Origin of the sequence: Flavobacterium sp. N2550 (assembly GCF_025947265.1) — a bacterium.
GTDB classification, from domain to species: domain Bacteria; phylum Bacteroidota; class Bacteroidia; order Flavobacteriales; family Flavobacteriaceae; genus Flavobacterium; species Flavobacterium endophyticum.
The window spans coordinates 1,633,927-1,651,111 of the sequence record NZ_CP110007.1 but is presented as its reverse complement, the minus strand read 5'-3'; the positions used below and the strand labels follow the sequence as shown (position 1 = coordinate 1,651,111).

17 protein-coding genes are annotated in these 17,185 nt (G+C 34.5%); all 17 read right to left on the bottom strand.

Translation table 11 applies throughout. The features are described from left to right. Positions 1-7: 7 nt before the first annotated feature. The 17 genes from OLM56_RS07170 to OLM56_RS07090 all read right to left on the bottom strand — a co-directional run bounded on the left by OLM56_RS07170 (position 8) and on the right by OLM56_RS07090 (position 17,130). Positions 8-964 carry an acyltransferase family protein gene (locus tag OLM56_RS07170; RefSeq protein ID WP_264528803.1) on the bottom strand — a complete coding sequence of 319 codons (957 nt, stop codon included), beginning with the start codon at positions 962-964 and terminating at the stop codon, positions 8-10. Then, on the bottom strand, positions 964-1,974 hold the full coding sequence (locus OLM56_RS07165) for a hypothetical protein (RefSeq protein WP_220477666.1): 1,011 nt from the start codon (positions 1,972-1,974) through the stop codon (positions 964-966). Before OLM56_RS07165 ends, OLM56_RS07170 begins: the two co-directional genes overlap by 1 nt. After that, complete coding sequence (locus tag OLM56_RS07160) at positions 1,971-3,107, bottom strand: glycosyltransferase (protein ID WP_182494135.1); 1,137 nt, start codon at positions 3,105-3,107, stop codon at positions 1,971-1,973. Before OLM56_RS07160 ends, OLM56_RS07165 begins: the two co-directional genes overlap by 4 nt. Before the next feature lies 1 nt (position 3,108). Then, entirely contained in the window at positions 3,109-4,221 is a 1,113-nt protein-coding gene (locus tag OLM56_RS07155) for an EpsG family protein (protein WP_264528802.1), read from the bottom strand. Further along, on the bottom strand, positions 4,211-5,428 hold the full coding sequence (locus tag OLM56_RS07150) for a glycosyltransferase (protein ID WP_264528801.1): 1,218 nt from the start codon (positions 5,426-5,428) through the stop codon (positions 4,211-4,213). Before OLM56_RS07150 ends, OLM56_RS07155 begins: the two co-directional genes overlap by 11 nt. Before the next feature lie 7 nt (positions 5,429-5,435). Continuing rightward, complete coding sequence (gene wecB, locus OLM56_RS07145) at positions 5,436-6,575, bottom strand: non-hydrolyzing UDP-N-acetylglucosamine 2-epimerase (RefSeq protein ID WP_264528800.1); 1,140 nt, start codon at positions 6,573-6,575, stop codon at positions 5,436-5,438. Further along, a complete protein-coding gene (locus OLM56_RS07140) occupies positions 6,575-7,225 on the bottom strand; it encodes an acyltransferase (RefSeq protein WP_264528799.1) in 651 nt (216 codons plus the stop codon). The genes wecB and OLM56_RS07140 overlap by 1 nt, the downstream gene beginning before the upstream one ends. Continuing rightward, positions 7,222-8,340: an NAD-dependent epimerase/dehydratase family protein gene (locus OLM56_RS07135; protein ID WP_264528798.1), complete on the bottom strand. Its 1,119-nt coding sequence runs from the start codon at positions 8,338-8,340 to the stop codon at positions 7,222-7,224. Before OLM56_RS07135 ends, OLM56_RS07140 begins: the two co-directional genes overlap by 4 nt. Before the next feature lie 17 nt (positions 8,341-8,357). After that, the gene (locus OLM56_RS07130) at positions 8,358-8,798 is read right to left on the bottom strand and encodes a dTDP-4-dehydrorhamnose 3,5-epimerase family protein (protein WP_264528797.1); all 441 of its coding nucleotides are present in this window, start codon (positions 8,796-8,798) and stop codon (positions 8,358-8,360) included. Further along, complete coding sequence (locus tag OLM56_RS07125; RefSeq protein ID WP_264528796.1) at positions 8,798-9,835, bottom strand: polysaccharide biosynthesis protein; 1,038 nt, start codon at positions 9,833-9,835, stop codon at positions 8,798-8,800. The genes OLM56_RS07130 and OLM56_RS07125 overlap by 1 nt, the downstream gene beginning before the upstream one ends. Positions 9,836-9,882: 47 nt before the next feature. Next, the gene (locus OLM56_RS07120) at positions 9,883-11,166 is read right to left on the bottom strand and encodes a nucleotide sugar dehydrogenase (RefSeq protein WP_182494143.1); all 1,284 of its coding nucleotides are present in this window, start codon (positions 11,164-11,166) and stop codon (positions 9,883-9,885) included. A gap of 86 nt (positions 11,167-11,252) precedes the next feature. Beyond that, positions 11,253-12,221, bottom strand: a complete 969-nt coding sequence (locus tag OLM56_RS07115; RefSeq protein ID WP_264528795.1) for an SDR family oxidoreductase — start codon at positions 12,219-12,221, stop codon at positions 11,253-11,255. Between the two features lie 100 nt (positions 12,222-12,321). Next, entirely contained in the window at positions 12,322-13,200 is an 879-nt protein-coding gene (gene rfbA / locus OLM56_RS07110) for a glucose-1-phosphate thymidylyltransferase RfbA (RefSeq protein ID WP_182494145.1), read from the bottom strand. 27 nt (positions 13,201-13,227) lie between these two features. Continuing rightward, complete coding sequence (gene rfbD / locus OLM56_RS07105) at positions 13,228-14,097, bottom strand: dTDP-4-dehydrorhamnose reductase (protein ID WP_264528794.1); 870 nt, start codon at positions 14,095-14,097, stop codon at positions 13,228-13,230. Between the two features lie 10 nt (positions 14,098-14,107). Then, complete coding sequence (gene rfbC / locus OLM56_RS07100) at positions 14,108-14,647, bottom strand: dTDP-4-dehydrorhamnose 3,5-epimerase (protein WP_264528793.1); 540 nt, start codon at positions 14,645-14,647, stop codon at positions 14,108-14,110. 34 nt (positions 14,648-14,681) lie between these two features. Beyond that, positions 14,682-15,728 (bottom strand): dTDP-glucose 4,6-dehydratase, encoded by a 1,047-nt coding sequence (gene rfbB / locus OLM56_RS07095; RefSeq protein WP_264528792.1) that lies wholly within the window; start codon positions 15,726-15,728, stop codon positions 14,682-14,684. Positions 15,729-15,738: 10 nt separating this feature from the next. Then, a complete protein-coding gene (locus OLM56_RS07090) occupies positions 15,739-17,130 on the bottom strand; it encodes a UDP-glucose 6-dehydrogenase (RefSeq protein ID WP_264528791.1) in 1,392 nt (463 codons plus the stop codon). Positions 17,131-17,185 lie beyond the last annotated feature (55 nt).

The window sequence follows — 17,185 nt, the reverse complement described above, 5'->3', positions numbered from 1 at the left end:
ATTTAGATTATCGAATACCCAACAATGTATTATATAGTTTCAGCAAGTTTATTCTTTTGGCAACCTCTCTTCCAATCCATATCAATAAAAGGCAGGCTAACATATAGATAATTGGATTTAAAAATTGTGACCAATAATTCTGAATCAAAAATCTTCTCAAAGGAAAAACCAAAAAGTGGGTTAAATATATGGTAAAAGTAAAATCTGCTATCCTTAAAAAATTAACTCTATTAAAAAACTTAAAAGTAGAAATTGAAAAAATTAAGAGCATTCCCATCACTTCATTTACTAATGCAAATTTTGAAAAATACCCATATTCGTCTTCAAGCCTGACCGAAAATAAAAGAAAAATCACATACGTTATCAGTACGTAAATGGCGTATTTATTCAAAAAATGAAGTACATCTGTAAATTTATCCTTTATAATATAACCGAGAGAGAAGAAACCTATCCAATTAAATGGGTTTAAATAATTATTTATCTCATGCAAATTAATATACTGCAGATATCCTTGGCTTGTAATAAATAGAGAAATTATGTTTAAAAATATAAAAACATACGCAAATATTTTTTTATTAAAAAATGCAAAAACTCCGTAGCTAAACATCAATACTGTCAGGTAATACAAATATGTTCCGTTTCCAATAACCCAATTAAACCAGGAAATAAAATTTTTCGGATGATCGCTTATAACAAAAGTGATAGAACCCAAAAATGCCCATGGTATAATGACGCTGGTTATTTTTTTTTTGAAAAATTTTCCTGTTCCATACTTGGATATATTGAAAAAAAATCCTGAAATAAAAAAAAATGTTACTACCCCTAAACAGCCTATCCTCTCAGCTATGGCACTATAATAAGAATCATCATTAATTCTCGAATGTGCTAAAATCACAGATAAGATGGAAAATATCTTTGCGATATTGAAAGAAGAGCTAACTTCTGGAGTTGTATTGTGGCTCATTATTTGTTAAATCGTCTTTTTGCTCCGTTTAAAATACTTTTAAAATCTCCATCTAAAGCCCTGTAAGTTATAGATTCAAAAAAACGGTACATTTTTACAAATGGATGTCCATGTGCCATAATTCTATCTATTCTTTTTTTATAGTTCACGTCTTCAATGACATACTTGGGATGTTTTAAAGGAAATTCAATTTCATGAGGTTTCATGTAGAATATTTTTTTAATTCCTTTGGGAAGTATGTGCATAGAAGTGGCTCCATGTGTGGCGTTAGAATCTATTCCAATATTAGAAATCAGGTTATATTTAGGAACAATATTTAGCCTGCTGTTTAAAATTGCTGCAGAACCAAAAATAGATTCATAATGTGCCTTACCGCTATTCTTGTGGTTTGTGGCATTTTGGACAAAATGTTTATAGGCTTTAGTTCCCAAAACACCTTTTGCACTTTTCAGGGCATATTCGTCTTTTAAAAAATCATAATGTTCTTCCCATTTATCAAAAACTCTTCGCCATGAAGCCCAGCCCGTAATGGAACCAGATTTTGAGAATGTATAACTATAAGGCGTGTCTTCATAAACCTCCATCTGATTCATTCCGCAAATCATATTTATGCGTTCATCATCTTTGTAATAGTGTAAAAGTTCATTACAATATCTAAAAAAGCTTTGAGAAGGAACATCGTCATCTTCAAGAACAATCCCATGTTCTTCATTAGTAAAAAGCCATTTTTGAGAAATAAACTCAGAAGGATCACATCCAAAATTCTCTTCTTGGTACATGTGTTTTACTTCACAATCCCAATCTATGTCTGCAACAATTTCACGACATTGTTTAATATTTTCAATATCGTCCTGCCTATTCAGCCTAGGACCGTCCTGATATAAATATAATTTTGATGGTCTTGCAATTTTTATTTGTTCAAAAACCTTTTCCAACGGTCTTGGACGTGCAAAGAAAAGGATCAAAACGGGTATATCAATTAAATATGGTTTTTTATCATTCTGCATCATTTCAGTATATTTGTTCTTAACTCATTTATAAATTGTTCATCTAATAATTTGATTGTTTCTCTGCTATTATAAGGCAAATTAACGTCTATTTTTTGTATTGCCCGTGCTATCTCCTCAGGAAAATCATTTTCATAAAAATAAATCTGATTTCCTATTTTCGATTTTTCAACACAGTCAACCTTACCAGACACTACCCTGAGACCAAGGCCCATATAGGATAATATTTTACTTGGAAATGAGGTTTCTAAATATTTACCTTCCATTTTTTGGGTACTTAGGCCTATATGGCATTGTTGTGCATACCTGATATAATCATCTCCGTAATATGCCCCATCAAAAAGAATTTTACAGGCAGAAACCGGACTTACTTCTTCAATTCTTTTTTTCAAAATATCTACTTCTCCAAAGCCAATAATGTGAAGGACGTAATTTTCATTTAAGAATAACGCACTTTCAATCGCATTAAATGCTCCTGCTTTAATCTGGTCAATAATCCCGGCATAAAGTATATGGATTTTACCATCCTGTATCGGCTTTGCAAATATTTCATTGACAGTATAGCTTCCATATATTACATAACCAGGCCTGCCTTTTGCTATTTTATCAACGAGGAGATCCGTGGAAAACAGAAATGAATCTGCAGCTTTAAATATTTTTATCTCAAGTTTATCAAAGAAAGAATGCAAAGACGAAACATCCGAATAAATTTCTTCCACTTCCAAAACCAGATAGAATCCTTTTATTTTTTTTGCCAATAAGACAGGAAGACATAGCCAAGGAGAATGGTATACAATTATCTTTTCATTCTTTTTTGCATTTTTGAGAAGAAAGAAAAACAGCCATGATAAAGAAAAAAATATTTTGATAAATTTTGTAATTCTCCCTGAAAACGCAATACTTGGCGAAAAAGTTATTTGCTTTTTCCTATTTACTTTTAAAACAGTTTTTCTAAGAAGCGGTTTGTTTTTTACCTCATCATAAAACCACGAAGGAGATATCAAATGCAACTTATATCCTGCATTTAAGATTGAACTACAAATATAATCCATCTTACTAATTGCTGCTGGCGATGATACCCTCACACCATTTCCAGCAATATCATATAATCCTATATATTTTATTTCTCTTTCCATACTATAGATAAACTTCTTCGAGTCTCATTTCCTGCCAAAAAAACTTGTATCGCATATCCATATTCGATTTTAAGAAAAAGAAAAGTAATATGGCTATCGTATAGAAATACGCTAATCGTTCTATCTTCTTACTCGAAGAGCCAAATGATCTTAAAATTAAAGGGATGATCAGCATAATAAATATTGAGAAATATTGCACTATTCTCATATATCCGTGTATAGCAAAAACTAATGAGAGAAATAGTATTCCAATCATTAAAGCAAAATAGTAAAATGTCGATTCAGGATTAAGTTTAATAATCCTTTTATACCGTACTAAAGCCATAATTGACACTAAGAGCATCAAACACACAAACGTTATTGGTCTCAATTCTTCCATATGCTGGTATTCTTCATATGAATTAGTCAAGCTAAAGATATATAAGGCAATACTGTTACTGATTAACAACAGGATAGGAAATAATGCTATAACTATCCAAAAATAATAATTGGGTTTCTTAAGATAAGTTATAAAATATAGAGGTATAAATACAAGGCTGGTTTTATGTATAGTTGATGCAATCAAAATAATTAGGAGAAAATAGAATAGTTTTCTTTTCTTCAAAAACTCAAAAGCAAAAAGAGTTCCTGCTGTTGCTATAGTCTGCCGATGTCCTGTTATTGAAAAAAAACTATAAAATAACACTGAATAAATCACAAAAGCTACCATTGCTCCCCGAAGTTGATTGGTATTACTGTAGATAAAACGGCCTAAGGCAGTAAAAAACAATATGGCGATTATGAAAAGAAAAAGCTGATATTCACCAAAAACTGAGGACACTACTTTTTCTAAAACCGTAAACCCTGGGTCTTTCCCCAAATTATATTTATAATAATCTATAACGACTTGCCAAACTCTGTCCCATGACATATTTTTTGTTTCCTCAAAAGACAAAAAATAGTTATAGGTATCTGTACCGACAGCAACATTTCGTAGTCCGGATTGAAGTATTAAAATAAAACATATCGTTTTTATATATCTTTTTCTATTAAAGTCGTTATCCTTATTCCTTTTTCTGGAATAATGAAATCCTATTAATAGAATAAGCGCTATAACGATCAAATTAACTATCATAGCCTAAAATATCTTTATATACACCAATCGTCTGATTTATATTGTTATAATAATCAAAATTTTCAATTACTCTCTTTCTACAACTAGCAGAAAAATAGTCCCTGCCCTTTTCTTTAACCCTATCAATGGCTTTCGATAGTTGCTCAACATTTCTTTTTTCTACAACATAGCCACAATTTTCTCCCAGTACTTCCGGACAGGCAGTCGAATCATAAACTATTGCCGGAGTTCCGCAACTTAAAGCTTCTGCTATTACTTTCCCAAACGTATCTTCGGTTGAAAGATGAACATATACATCTGAAAAAGAATAAGCCTTGGCTAATTCTTCTTTTCCATGCACATAAGGAATATGTTTTATGTTATGTGGCAGCAACTTCTTACCGTCTATATTTCCAATCATCACGATTTGCATATCATCAGAGATAATTTTTGACAATTTTAAGGCATCCTGAAATTTCGGATCATTGGAATGCCAACTGGCGCTAACCAATAAAATTGTAAACTTCCCGGAATCTACATCATACGTGGTTGAAAAATTCTGCTCTCCAAAATCTTTAAAAGTAGTATGGTCAATCCAGTTGTATATTGGGCTGATAGTATACTTATTCAAAAAAGATTTTTTTACCTCGCCTGCCAGCCAATTTGAAACCGGAATAACGGTCATTTGCGATACGTTCGTAAACCATTTCTTTTTGTCATCATACATTTCGCTCGATCTGTCAAAAAATAAGCTCGGCGGGTATTTTTTTACTTGCGGACACGCATAACAATGGGTCTGCCATTTATAACATTGCACATCTGTATAATGGGCACATTTTCCTGTAAAAGCCCAACAATCATGTAGCGTCCATACCAATGGAGTTCCAGATTCAATCAAATATTCAAACAAAATCTGAAGATTCAGATAATTGCCATGAAGATTGTGAAGATGGATAACATCCGGGTTTATTTCCTGAATATAGGAAACCAACTTTTGAGTGCCTTTTTTTGTAAAATAGCCTTGCTTTCCCAATAATCTTGAACCCACATTATGTAGATGATTTTCGATGACTGTCCCAATTTTATAACTCCTGGCATAATGTGTCGTCAGCTGTCCATAAGCAATAAAGCATTCGTGTCCTTGATGTTCCAAGACATTTGCAATATCTTCACAGATAGAGCCAGTACTTCCGTAACCGGAAACGGTATTAATCATCAAGACTCTCACGCCTTTCTTAGTTTTTTTTCCAAACAGTACGATTCACATAATCGGTATAGCTCAGGATAATACGAACCATTTTCTCAGACACATTGGGCATCGAATAGTCTGCAACAGGTCTGAAATTACGTTCATCGCCTGTTTTTTGATATTGAAGCTGTACCAATCCCTGCATTATTCTTTCCGGGCTAAGCCCTACCATCATTACTGATGCTTCTTCCATTGCCTCAGGCCTTTCGTGAGCTTCACGGATATTTAATGCCCTGAAATTCAAAACAGAAGATTCCTCTGAAATGGTTCCGCTATCAGAAAGCACTGCAAAAGATTTCATTTGTAGAGCGTTATAGTCATTGAATCCTAATGGTTTTAAAAACTGAACATTTTTATGCATTTGGATGTTTTTCTTTTCGATCATATTACGTGTCCGTGGGTGTGTACTTACTATAATTGGATAATCATATTTCTCTGCAATCATATTCAAGCTCTGCATTAAGCCTTCGAAATTTTTCTCGCTGTTAATATTTTCTTCTCGATGTGATGAAACTACGAAGAATTTCTCTTCTTGCAGTCCTAATCTTTCTAATACATCAGAAAATTTGATTGACGGAAGATAATAATTTAAAACCTCAAACATTGGAGAGCCAGTCTTTATAATTCTGTCTGCAGGCAATCCTTCTCGTAAAAGATATTCTCTTGCAATGTCACTATATGTCAAATTAATATCAGAAATATGGTCGACAATCTTTCGGTTTGTTTCTTCAGGAACCCTCTGATCAAAGCAACGGTTTCCTGCTTCCATATGGAAAATAGGTATTTGTCTTTTCTTTGCCGGTATAGCACAAAGGCAGCTATTCGTGTCTCCTAATACCAAAAAAGCATCAGGATTTTCGCTTTCTAATAACGGATCTATTTTAATTAAAATCTGTCCAACGGTTTCGGTAGCTGTTGCACCGGCTGCATTTAAGAAAAAATCAGGTTTGCGAATACCCAAATCATCAAAGAAAATCTGATTTAATTCATAATCATAATTTTGTCCAGTATGAACAATAATATGCTCAATTGCTTCTGATTTATCTAAAGCGGCCATAACACGAGAAAGACGGATAATTTCCGGCCTTGTCCCAACCACTGTCATTACTTTTAGTCTTGATTTCATTATAATCTTTCTCTGGTCCAGTTAATTTTTTCCTTTAGCATTTTTGCGGGTGTTCCTGCAATCAATAAATTTTCATCAAAAGTTTTGCCCACTAATGAACGAATTCCTATTACGCAATTATCCCCAATTGTTGTGTTTTTTAGCACAATAACATCTTGTCCTATCCAGACATGGTTCCCTATATAAATATTTCCCGCCGGGTTTATTCTTATATTTTTCTCAGCATCAATTATGCTATGGGAATCTCCTGTTTTGAATTTAACTCCCGAAGAAAGCATACAATCTTTTCCTATATAAACTTTGCTGTTATTTTCTGAAACTCCAAAATCAACAGATTCTATTGTTGTTTTGCTATCTATAAATATCTCACAGTTATTATCTTCTATCCAAAAAACTCCAGATTTAATGACACAGTTATCTGCTATCGTAATCTTATTATCATTCCCATAAATAAAAATGGTAATATCTCCTAAAAAACTATTTGACTCGAATTTTATTTGATTATTGTTTCCTCTTATTTCAACTTTTAAGTTTCTTGGAAAAGATTTTTTAGTAAAGCTATTATTGACTCCGTTTATTTTTTTTCTAAAAACATTATAAACAGGAATTATTAATCTCTTTACATTCGATATTAATCTACTTTGTCTCATACATTTTCAAAATAAGTATCAGGGTCGTTTGGATCATAAAATTCATTTATCCAAAAAATCGTATATAATTCCTCCTCGCCTACGTTCTTGATGTTATGCGTATACCAGACAGGCATGTCTACATAAGCAGGTTCATTTCCATCTAAATAAAAATCGAGTACTTCATCTGTACCAATTTGTCTCAGTTGTATTAGTGCCTTACCTTTAATTACTGCAAAACGTTCAATTTTTCGGGTATGGAAATGATTTCCTCTTGTAATTCCTGGAACCGTAGTAGAAAACGAAACTTGGCCGCCCACATTCAATCGTATTACCTCAACAAAAGCGCCTCTTGGGTCTGTATGTTGGGTGAATTTGATTGGGAAATAATTTGGAATGTCCATATAACAGCGAAATGTATTGAAGAGATTTACTTCGAACTTGCTATTTAATTGAGAAATGATTCCTTTGTCTTGGTATTCTGATTTGTATTTTTCAAGTAAGGAAAGTAATCTAGAAACTTTAGATTCTGAAGTATGTGGAACAAAGACTTGTTCTTTACTTTCACTGCTTCTGATTTCTTTTATGATCTCATCAACTAATTCGCCTACATAAATCAGTTTCAAATCGCCATCGACTTCAATTGTCGGTGTTTCATTTCGAGCTATTTTATGGGCAAAAGTAGCTACAACAGAATTGTAGTTGGGATGTCCAAAAGGTCCAAAAACATTTGGGATAATCATGCCAGTAAATTTTCCATCAGAACTTTTAGCCCAATCAGCCATCAATTCACGGCCTTCTCTTTTTGATTTTCCATACAGATTATCTCGTTCTTCTTGAGTAGAAGAAGAAAAAAGAACATGGGCTTTGCTATTGGTATTTTTTAAAGAGGTCACAAGTTTTTGCACCAAACCTAAATTGGTATCATAAATGACCTGAGGATCATTATGCCGATTCATGGCGGCCAAATGGACAATTACATCGCATTGTGAAACAAAATCATTTAATTTTGATTCTTCATCAAAAAAATCTTTGTGAAAATCAATCCTTTGAAACTCTTCTTGAAAAAGCCCCAAAGTATTGTACAAATGTTTTCCAACAAATCCGGCTTGGCCTGTAATTCCTACTTTTAGCATCTTGTTTTTTTACTATATTATATTTCATTTTTCCAATCCAACCACATTTGGCTCTCAAACCGGAAATTATCTTTTGAAGATTCTTCTACTGAAAAATCAGAAAAGATAATCATTCTTGAATTGGGTTCTAAAGCTTTAAATCCGTTTGCAAAATTACCCGGAATATGCAAAACTTGGTTCTTATCGGCTTTAAGTATTACTTTTCTAACTTCTAGTTTTTCGGAAGGTTTTTCCCAGTTATCAGGTCTTACGACTGCGACTAAGAAACTTCCAGAAATTACCTGAAACCATTTTTGTTCTTTTTTATGAGCTTGCCATGCTCGTATCACGCTTGTATCAGGGTGTTCGATGATATAATAACGCTTAACAGCTGAAAGATCAAAATCATTGACAAAACTCAATTTTCCTCTTTCGTCTTCGTAAGTTCCACCTTGAATTATCTTTGGCTCCACGTTCATTACCCTGGCATTTGTGCTACATCTTCACCAAAGACTTCTTTTCTTATCAAAGGCAATTTCACTAAAAGCTTTTTCATTCCTTCAACGCCTAATTGCTCTGTGTTATGAGAATGATAATCTTCTATCACAGAAATATCCTTTTCTCCTTCAGAAAAATATTGGGCATAATTTAAATCTCTATTATCTGCAGGGATTCTATAAAATTCGCCCATGTCTTCCGCTTTTGCCATTTCTTCGCGAGTACAGAGTGTTTCATACAATTTCTCTCCATGGCGTGTTCCGATAATTTTGACTTCATTGTCTGCTTGGCATAAATCTTTTAATGCCAAAGCCAGATCATTTATCGTTCCTGCTGGAGCTTTATTTACGAAAAGGTCGCCTTGATTTCCGTGTTCAAAGGCAAAAAGAACCAATTCAACTGCTTCATCTAATGACATTAAAAAACGAGTCATTTTTGGATCAGTAATAGTAATCGTCTTTCCTGTTTTGATCTGATTTAGAAATAATGGAATAACAGATCCTCTGGAAGCCATTACATTACCGTATCGTGTCAAGCAAACAGTTGTTTTATTTTCGCGGATATTTCTTGCGGCTGCAATAGCTACTTTTTCCATCAATGCTTTTGATATACCCATAGCATTTATTGGATATGCTGCCTTGTCTGTGCTTAGACAGATTATCTTTTGAACACCGTTTGCTACAGCGGCGTCAATTGTATTTTGAGTCCCAAAAACATTGGTTTTTGTGGCTTCAATCGGAAAAAATTCACATGAAGGCACTTGTTTCAAAGCAGCAGCGTGAAAAACATAATCTACGCCGTGCATTGCTTTTTCGATACTGCTATAATCGCGCACATCTCCAATATAGAATTTCAGCTTGTCATTTTTTAGCTGATTTCTCATATCGTCTTGTTTTTTCTCATCGCGAGAAAAAATCCTGATTTCTTTAAAATGGTCCGTGTGCAAGAAACGATGTAAGACTGCGTTTCCGAATGAGCCGGTTCCTCCTGTTATTAAAAGTGTTTTATTTTTCAACATACTTATTCTGCTTTTAAGCTTGTGTCAAGCTATAAATTATTTAAATTTTACAATCTGCCGTCAACCGTATTTCCTAATACTCCTTTTACATCATAGAGAATACTTTTTTCTGCTTGAAGTGATTTATAATCTAGGTTTAAAAATTCTTCATGTGCAACTCCAAGCACAATAGCATCAAACTGATATTTTGGACATTGATTTGTTGCATCTAAGTTATACTCATGTTTCACAGATGAAGGATCCGCTAATGGATCATAAATCGTAACTGATATTTCATATTCTTCAAAAGCTTTGATCATATCCACAATTTTGGTATTCCTTACGTCAGGGCAGTTTTCTTTAAAAGTAATTCCAAGCATTAAAAGATTTGAGCCGTTGACTTTGATTCCTTTTTTGATCATGAGTTTTACCACCTGCGATGCCACATATTCCCCCATGCTGTCGTTCAATCTTCTTCCTGCCAAGATAATCTCTGGATTGTATCCAACTTCTTGCGCTTTTTGTGCCAAATAATAAGGATCAACTCCTATACAATGTCCTCCTACCAATCCTGGCTTGAAAGGCAAGAAATTCCACTTCGTTCCTGCTGCTTCAAGAACAGAATGTGTATCAATCCCTAATAAGTTGAATATTTTTGCCAGTTCATTAACAAAGGCGATATTGATGTCTCTTTGTGAGTTTTCGATTACTTTTGCTGCCTCGGCAATTTTAATGGACGGTGCCAAATGTGTGCCTGCAGTGATTACCGATTTGTATAATTCATTTACTTCTTGTCCGATTTCGGGTGTAGACCCAGCTGTCACTTTAAGTATTTTTTCTACAGTATGTTCTTTATCGCCTGGATTGATACGTTCTGGAGAATATCCTACATGAAAATCTATATTAAATTTTAAGCCTGATATTTTTTCCAAAACAGGCACACACTCTTCTTCAGTAACTCCTGGATAAACAGTGGATTCATAAATAACGATATCTCCTTTTTTTAACACTTTGCCTACTGTTTCACTTGCCTTATATAGCGGATGCAAATCGGGGCGATTATTTTTGTCTACAGGAGTGGGAACTGTAACAATGTAGTAATTACAATCTGCTATATCATGTAAGGAAGAAGAGCACAGCAATCCATTTTGATTATTATCAAAATTTTCTACCAATACTTCTTGCAGTAAATCATCGGATATTTCTAAAGTACTGTCAATACCTGACCGCAAACCATCTATCCTGTTTTGATTAATATCAAATCCCACCACAGAATATTTTGTTGCAAACAGTCTTGCTAGCGGCAACCCTACATAACCTAGACCAATTATTGCAATTTTTTTTAAACCCATTGAAACGTATTTTTATTATTTGCCGACTATTGTTCTGTAAATTAGCGATGTTCTTATCTTTTGTCAAAAATTATTTAGACTGATGCTTATTTTAAATTTTTCCAATACCAATCTACAGCTTCTTTTAGTCCTTCTCTTATTTTATATGTTGGTTCATAACCTAATAATTTTCGAGCTTTTTCAATACTCGCTAGCGAATGGGGGATATCGCCTTTTCTATTAGGTCCGTGCTTGATTTCAACAGAACCAATTTTTGAATCCAAAATAGTCAAAAATTCTTTTAAATAACCTGCCAATTCATTCAGAGTCGTCCTATCACCAACTGCTGTATTATATATTGTGTTGAGTGCTTCTTCATTGGTAACAAGAATGGCTTTTTCATTCATTTGTACTACATTGTCAATGTATGTAAAATCACGTGAAAAATCTCCGTTCCCATTTATCACAGGGCTTTCATAATTCATAAATTGCTTCACAAATAACGGAATAACCGCTGCATAGGCTCCGTTTGGATCTTGACGTCGACCAAAAACGTTGAAATACCTCAAACCAATAGTTTCTAACCCATAGGTTTTGCTGAAAATATCTGCGTATAATTCGTTGACATACTTCGTAATTGCATAAGGAGACAAAGGCTTTCCTATTTTATCTTCAACCTTGGGCAATGTTTCAGAATCACCATACGTAGAGGAACTTGCCGCATATATAAAGCGTTTTATCTTCGCATCTTTAGAAGCAACAAGCATGTTTAAAAATCCAGAAACATTGACTTCATTGCTTGTTATAGGATCATTTATAGAGCGTGGCACTGATCCGAGGGCTGCTTGATGTAATACATAATTCGCGCCTTGTACAGCTTCTCTGCAAATATCCAGATTTCGAATGTCACCCTCTATCATTCTAAAGTTTGGATTACTAAGAAAGGGAGCGATATTATCTTTATGGCCTGTCGAAAAATTGTCCAAACAAATAACCTCATTTCCTTTTTCCAGGAAATATTCGCATAAATTAGATCCTATAAATCCCGCACCCCCCGTTATTAGTATCTTCGACATTTTCTTTACCGTTTCTTACTATTCTGAAATAATTATTTTTCATGTCAATATACAAAAGCTACCTGACTTTTTATTTCTTAAGGTACTTTTCTTCTGCAATTTACTTTTTATTCGCCAATCGCAACAAATACTGCCCATATTCATTCTTTTGTAATGGAGTTGCTAGATCAATCAATTTTTCTTTTGTGATATAGCCCATTTCAAAAGCAATTTCTTCTAGACAAGCCACCTTAAGCCCTTGTCTTTTTTCAATAGTCTGGATAAAGTTCGAGGCTTCTAATAATGATTCATGGGTTCCTGTATCTAGCCAGGCGTAACCGCGTCCCATTAGTTCTACTTTTAGATTTTTTGAATGTAAGTAGTCTTGATTCACCGTCGTAATTTCTAATTCTCCCCTATTGCTAGGCTTTATTGTTTTTGCAATGTTTACGACTGAGTTCGGATAAAAATACAATCCCACAACAGCATAATTGCTTTTTGCTTCTTTAGGTTTTTCTTCGATTGAAATTACATTTCCGGACTTATCAAATTCGGCTACTCCATAACGTTCTGGATCTTGCACATAATATCCAAAAACGGTAGCTTTTTTCTCAATCTGAACGTTTTTAACAGCTGTTTTAAGCAAATCTGTCAAACCATGGCCATAAAAAATATTATCTCCTAAAATTAGACAGACGTCATCTGATCCGATAAATTTTTCGCCTATAATGAAAGCTTGGGCCAATCCATCGGGACTTGGCTGTTCAGCATATTCGATCTTTATCCCGAAATCATCTCCATCTCCTAAAAGATTTCTGAAGTTAGGCAAATCATGAGGAGTCGATATCACCAAAACTTCGTCAATTCCTGCCAACATCAGAACAGAAAGCGGATAATAAATCATCGGCTTGTCATAAATCGCCATTAATTGCTTTGATATGGATCTTGTCAAAGGATACAGTCTTGTTCCCGAACCTCCAGCTAATATTATCCCTTTCATACTTGTATTTTTAAGCTTTTAGTATACCTAAAACTTATTGTTTTTATTTATATTGTCTAAGCATTTCTCTAAGCTATGCTTGTAATCTGAAATTTCTATTTTGTAAACTTCTTTAATCTTAGTCTTATCTAATAATGAATAGGCCGGCCTTTTTGCGGGAGTCGGATATTCCGTTGAAGGAATTCCTTTCACCTCACAGTTGCTTTTGGAAATTTCTTTAATAGCCAAAGCAAACTCAAACCAGCTTATTTTTCCTTCATTTGAAAAATTATAAATACCTTCATGCCAATCTTCAGATGTTATAATTTTTAGTATAGCTTCGGCCAAATCTTTCGCATACGTTGGGCTTCCGATTTGGTCATTGACAACGTTTATCGAATCGCGTTCTTTCATTAATCGCAACATCGTTTTCACAAAATTGTTACCGAATTCTGAATAAACCCACGAAGTCCTGATAATAATGCTATCTGGATTATTTTTCAAACAGACTAACTCGCCTAATAATTTTGTCCTGCCGTATTGGCTTTGAGGATTTGTCTGGTCATTTTCTTTTAAAGGAACAGCTGATGTGCCATCAAAAACATAGTCTGTCGAAATATGAATTAGCTTGCAATTATTCTGAAAACACCATTGGGCTATAATGCCAACAGCTTTGTGATTGATTAAATCTGCAAGTTCTATTTCTGTTTCTGCTTTGTCTACTGCTGTATAAGCGGCACAATTGATAATGTAATCAGCTTTCGTGCTATTCAAAAAAGTCGTTATTTCTGCTTCATTTTCAAGAGAAAAATCAGACCTGTCTACAAAAACAAAATCAAACGCAGGATAGTGAGAAGCCAAAATCCTCAGCTCACTTCCTACTTGTCCGTTTGAACCTGTTATTAGTATTTTTTTCATATACATGCTCCTACTCTAAATCTTTCAGTCCGCCAAGAATTTGATCTTTTGCTGAAACGATGCATTCCTTACTATCGATTTTCCAATCAATATTTAAGCTTGGATCATCAAAACGAATTCCTCTTTCGCTATTCTTATCATAAAGCTGGTCTACTTTATAAGAAACAACTGCCGTAGGACTCAAAACCGAAAAACCGTGTGCGAAACCTTGCGGTATCAACAACTGTTTCTTGTTTGCGTCAGATAAAAGAATGCTGAAATGTTGTCCGTACGTTTTAGAATCTTTTCTGATATCTACGGCAACGTCTAAAATTTCGCCTTGCAAAACACGCACTAATTTTGTCTGAGCAAAAGGTGGCAACTGTAAGTGAAGTCCTCTGATGACTCCATATTTTGAAAAGGACTGATTGTCCTGAATAAACTTTATATCAATGCCGTTTTCTCTGAATAGTGCTTCATTATAAGATTCGAAGAAATAGCCTCTTTCGTCTTCAAATACTTTTGGAGTAATGACTAGCAAATCTTCTATTGGCGTATTTTCAATTTTCATTTCAATGTATTTTGCAATTGGAATCTTGGAATGACTAGTTATATTGCTTTTCGTAATATTTGCTGTATTCTCCGCTAGTTACATTTTTCAACCAATCTTCATTTGACAAATACCAATCGATGGTTTTTTCTAAACCTTGCTCAAATGTTACGGAAGGTTTCCAACCTAACTCTTTGTTTATTTTTGAGGCATCGATAGCATAGCGCAAATCGTGCCCTGGACGGTCTTTTACGTACGTAATCAGTTTTTCAGAAGTTCCTTCTGGCCTTCCGAGCTTGCTGTCCATAATCTTGCAGAGTAATTTTACTAGATCAATATTTTTCCACTCGTTAAATCCTCCAATATTATAGGTTTCATGATTCTTACCTTCATGGAAGACCAAATCGATTCCGACTGCATGGTCTTCTACGAAAAGCCAATCGCGTGTATAATTTCCATCACCATAAACGGGCAAGGATTTATTATTGATAATATTATTGATGAAAAGCGGTATTAATTTTTCAGGGAAGTGGTTCGGCCCGTAGTTGTTCGAGCAGTTTGTCAAGACGTACGGCATACCATACGTTTCTCCATAAGCACGAACAAAATGATCGGAACTTGCTTTTGATGCAGAATAAGGTGAGTTTGGATCGTATGGAGTAGTTTCTGTAAACAATCCCTCTTCTCCTAAGCTTCCATACACCTCATCGGTACTGATATGATAAAAACGTTTTCCTTCGAAATTTCCTTTCCAGGTTTCCTTAAAGGCGTTCAAAAGGTTCATTGTGCCGATAACGTTTGTCTTTACAAATGCTAAAGGATCGGTTATGGAACGATCTACATGTGATTCTGCTGCCAAGTGCAATACGCCTTCAAACTGGTGTTTTGCAAACAAGTCGTTTATAAAATCGGCATCTACGATATCACCTTTTATAAAAGTATAGTTCTGTTCATTTTCAATATCGGCAATATTCTCAAGATTTCCCGCATAGGTCAAGGCATCGAGATTAAAGATATGGTATTGAGGATAACTCTTCACAAATCTTCTGACAACATGAGAGCCAATAAAACCAGCTCCTCCCGTAATTAGTATATGTTTCATCTTTCTGATTTTATGAACCAATTCCTTTGTATATAAAGCCGATTTCTGTTAATTGTTTTGCATCTAGAATATTTCTTCCGTCAAACACAAAGGCTGGCTTCATCATATTGTCATAGATTTTTTTCCAGTCATAATCACGGAATTCATCCCATTCTGTCAAAACAGCAATAGCATGGGCATCTTTGCAAGCTTCATAAGGCGAGGCAGCTACAGTTAGCTGCTGCCTATTTTCTTCAGCAGTTCTTGAATCTAAATAATTTAAGTCTGAAAGTATCTGTCCTTCGGCTACTTTTGGATCAAAAACATGAAGTTCAGCTTGCTCATTAATCAAGTCATCTGCTACATATATCGCAGCTGATTCTCTTGTATCGTTTGTGTCTTTTTTAAAAGCCCAACCCAAGAAAGCAATCTTTTTTCCTGAAACAGTGTTATAAAGCGTAGTAACAATTTTATGCGAAAATCTTCTTTTTTGGTGATCGTTCATGATAATCACTTGTTCCCAATAATCGGCTACTTCGTTTAAGCCATACGCTTTAGCAATATAGACTAGATTCAAGATGTCTTTTTGAAAACAAGAACCGCCAAATCCTACTGAAGCTTTTAAAAACTTAGGTCCAATTCTGCTGTCCATTCCAATAGCTTTGGCTACTTCGCTGACATCAGCACCTGTCTTTTCACATAGTTCTGACAATGCGTTTATAGAAGACACTCTTTGTGCTAAGAAAGCATTTGCTGTCAGTTTAGACAACTCTGAAGACCAAAGATTGGTTGTCAAAATTTTCTCTTTTGCTACCCAGTTTGCATATACATCTACAAGAGCGTTTATCGCATGCTGCCCTTCTTCTGTTGTATCGCCACCTATTAAAATCCTATCTGGATTTAATAAATCTTGTACGGCTGTTCCTTCAGCCAAAAACTCTGGATTAGAAAGAATCTGAAAACGGACGCCATTTCCAGTATTGTCCAAAATATTCTTGATGGCTTCCGCTGTACGAACCGGAAGTGTCGATTTTTCGACAACAATTTTATTTGATTTTGAAACTCTTGCTATCTGTCTAGCACAAAGCTCAATATATTTTAAGTCAGCCGCCATTCCTTTACCAGAACCGTAGGTTTTTGTAGGCGTATTTACCGATATGAAAATCATTTCTGCTTCGTCGATAGCTTTTTCAACTTCTGTAGAGAAAAACAAATTTCTACCTCTGGCTTCGGCTACGACTTCTGCGAGCCCTGGTTCATATATTGGAATATTATTGGTGTCTTTATCATTCCAAGCAGCTATTCTTGCTTCATTCAAATCAACAACAGTAACTTTAATATCAGGACATTTTTGCGCAATAACGGCCATAGTTGGCCCTCCTACATATCCTGCACCAATACAGCAAATCTTTGTTATCTTCATTCTTATTTTTTGTTCTTATTGCAATTAATTTAAATTTTGAACAGCAAATTATCAT

What these genes read in the sequence shown, in the direction of transcription:
- OLM56_RS07170 (WP_264528803.1), bottom strand. Translation starts at nt 964, where the DNA reads ATGAGCCACAATACAACTCCAGAAGTTAGCTCTTCTTTCAATATCGCA.
- OLM56_RS07165 (WP_220477666.1), bottom strand. Translation starts at nt 1,974, where the DNA reads ATGATGCAGAATGATAAAAAACCATATTTAATTGATATACCCGTTTTG.
- OLM56_RS07160 (WP_182494135.1), bottom strand. Translation starts at nt 3,107, where the DNA reads ATGGAAAGAGAAATAAAATATATAGGATTATATGATATTGCTGGAAAT.
- OLM56_RS07155 (WP_264528802.1), bottom strand. Translation starts at nt 4,221, where the DNA reads ATGATAGTTAATTTGATCGTTATAGCGCTTATTCTATTAATAGGATTT.
- wecB (WP_264528800.1), bottom strand. Translation starts at nt 6,575, where the DNA reads ATGAAATCAAGACTAAAAGTAATGACAGTGGTTGGGACAAGGCCGGAA.
- OLM56_RS07140 (WP_264528799.1), bottom strand. Translation starts at nt 7,225, where the DNA reads ATGAGACAAAGTAGATTAATATCGAATGTAAAGAGATTAATAATTCCT.
- OLM56_RS07135 (WP_264528798.1), bottom strand. Translation starts at nt 8,340, where the DNA reads ATGCTAAAAGTAGGAATTACAGGCCAAGCCGGATTTGTTGGAAAACAT.
- OLM56_RS07130 (WP_264528797.1), bottom strand. Translation starts at nt 8,798, where the DNA reads ATGAACGTGGAGCCAAAGATAATTCAAGGTGGAACTTACGAAGACGAA.
- OLM56_RS07125 (WP_264528796.1), bottom strand. Translation starts at nt 9,835, where the DNA reads ATGTTGAAAAATAAAACACTTTTAATAACAGGAGGAACCGGCTCATTC.
- OLM56_RS07120 (WP_182494143.1), bottom strand. Translation starts at nt 11,166, where the DNA reads ATGGGTTTAAAAAAAATTGCAATAATTGGTCTAGGTTATGTAGGGTTG.
- OLM56_RS07115 (WP_264528795.1), bottom strand. Translation starts at nt 12,221, where the DNA reads ATGTCGAAGATACTAATAACGGGGGGTGCGGGATTTATAGGATCTAAT.
- rfbA (WP_182494145.1), bottom strand. Translation starts at nt 13,200, where the DNA reads ATGAAAGGGATAATATTAGCTGGAGGTTCGGGAACAAGACTGTATCCT.
- rfbD (WP_264528794.1), bottom strand. Translation starts at nt 14,097, where the DNA reads ATGAAAAAAATACTAATAACAGGTTCAAACGGACAAGTAGGAAGTGAG.
- rfbC (WP_264528793.1), bottom strand. Translation starts at nt 14,647, where the DNA reads ATGAAAATTGAAAATACGCCAATAGAAGATTTGCTAGTCATTACTCCA.
- rfbB (WP_264528792.1), bottom strand. Translation starts at nt 15,728, where the DNA reads ATGAAACATATACTAATTACGGGAGGAGCTGGTTTTATTGGCTCTCAT.
- OLM56_RS07090 (WP_264528791.1), bottom strand. Translation starts at nt 17,130, where the DNA reads ATGAAGATAACAAAGATTTGCTGTATTGGTGCAGGATATGTAGGAGGG.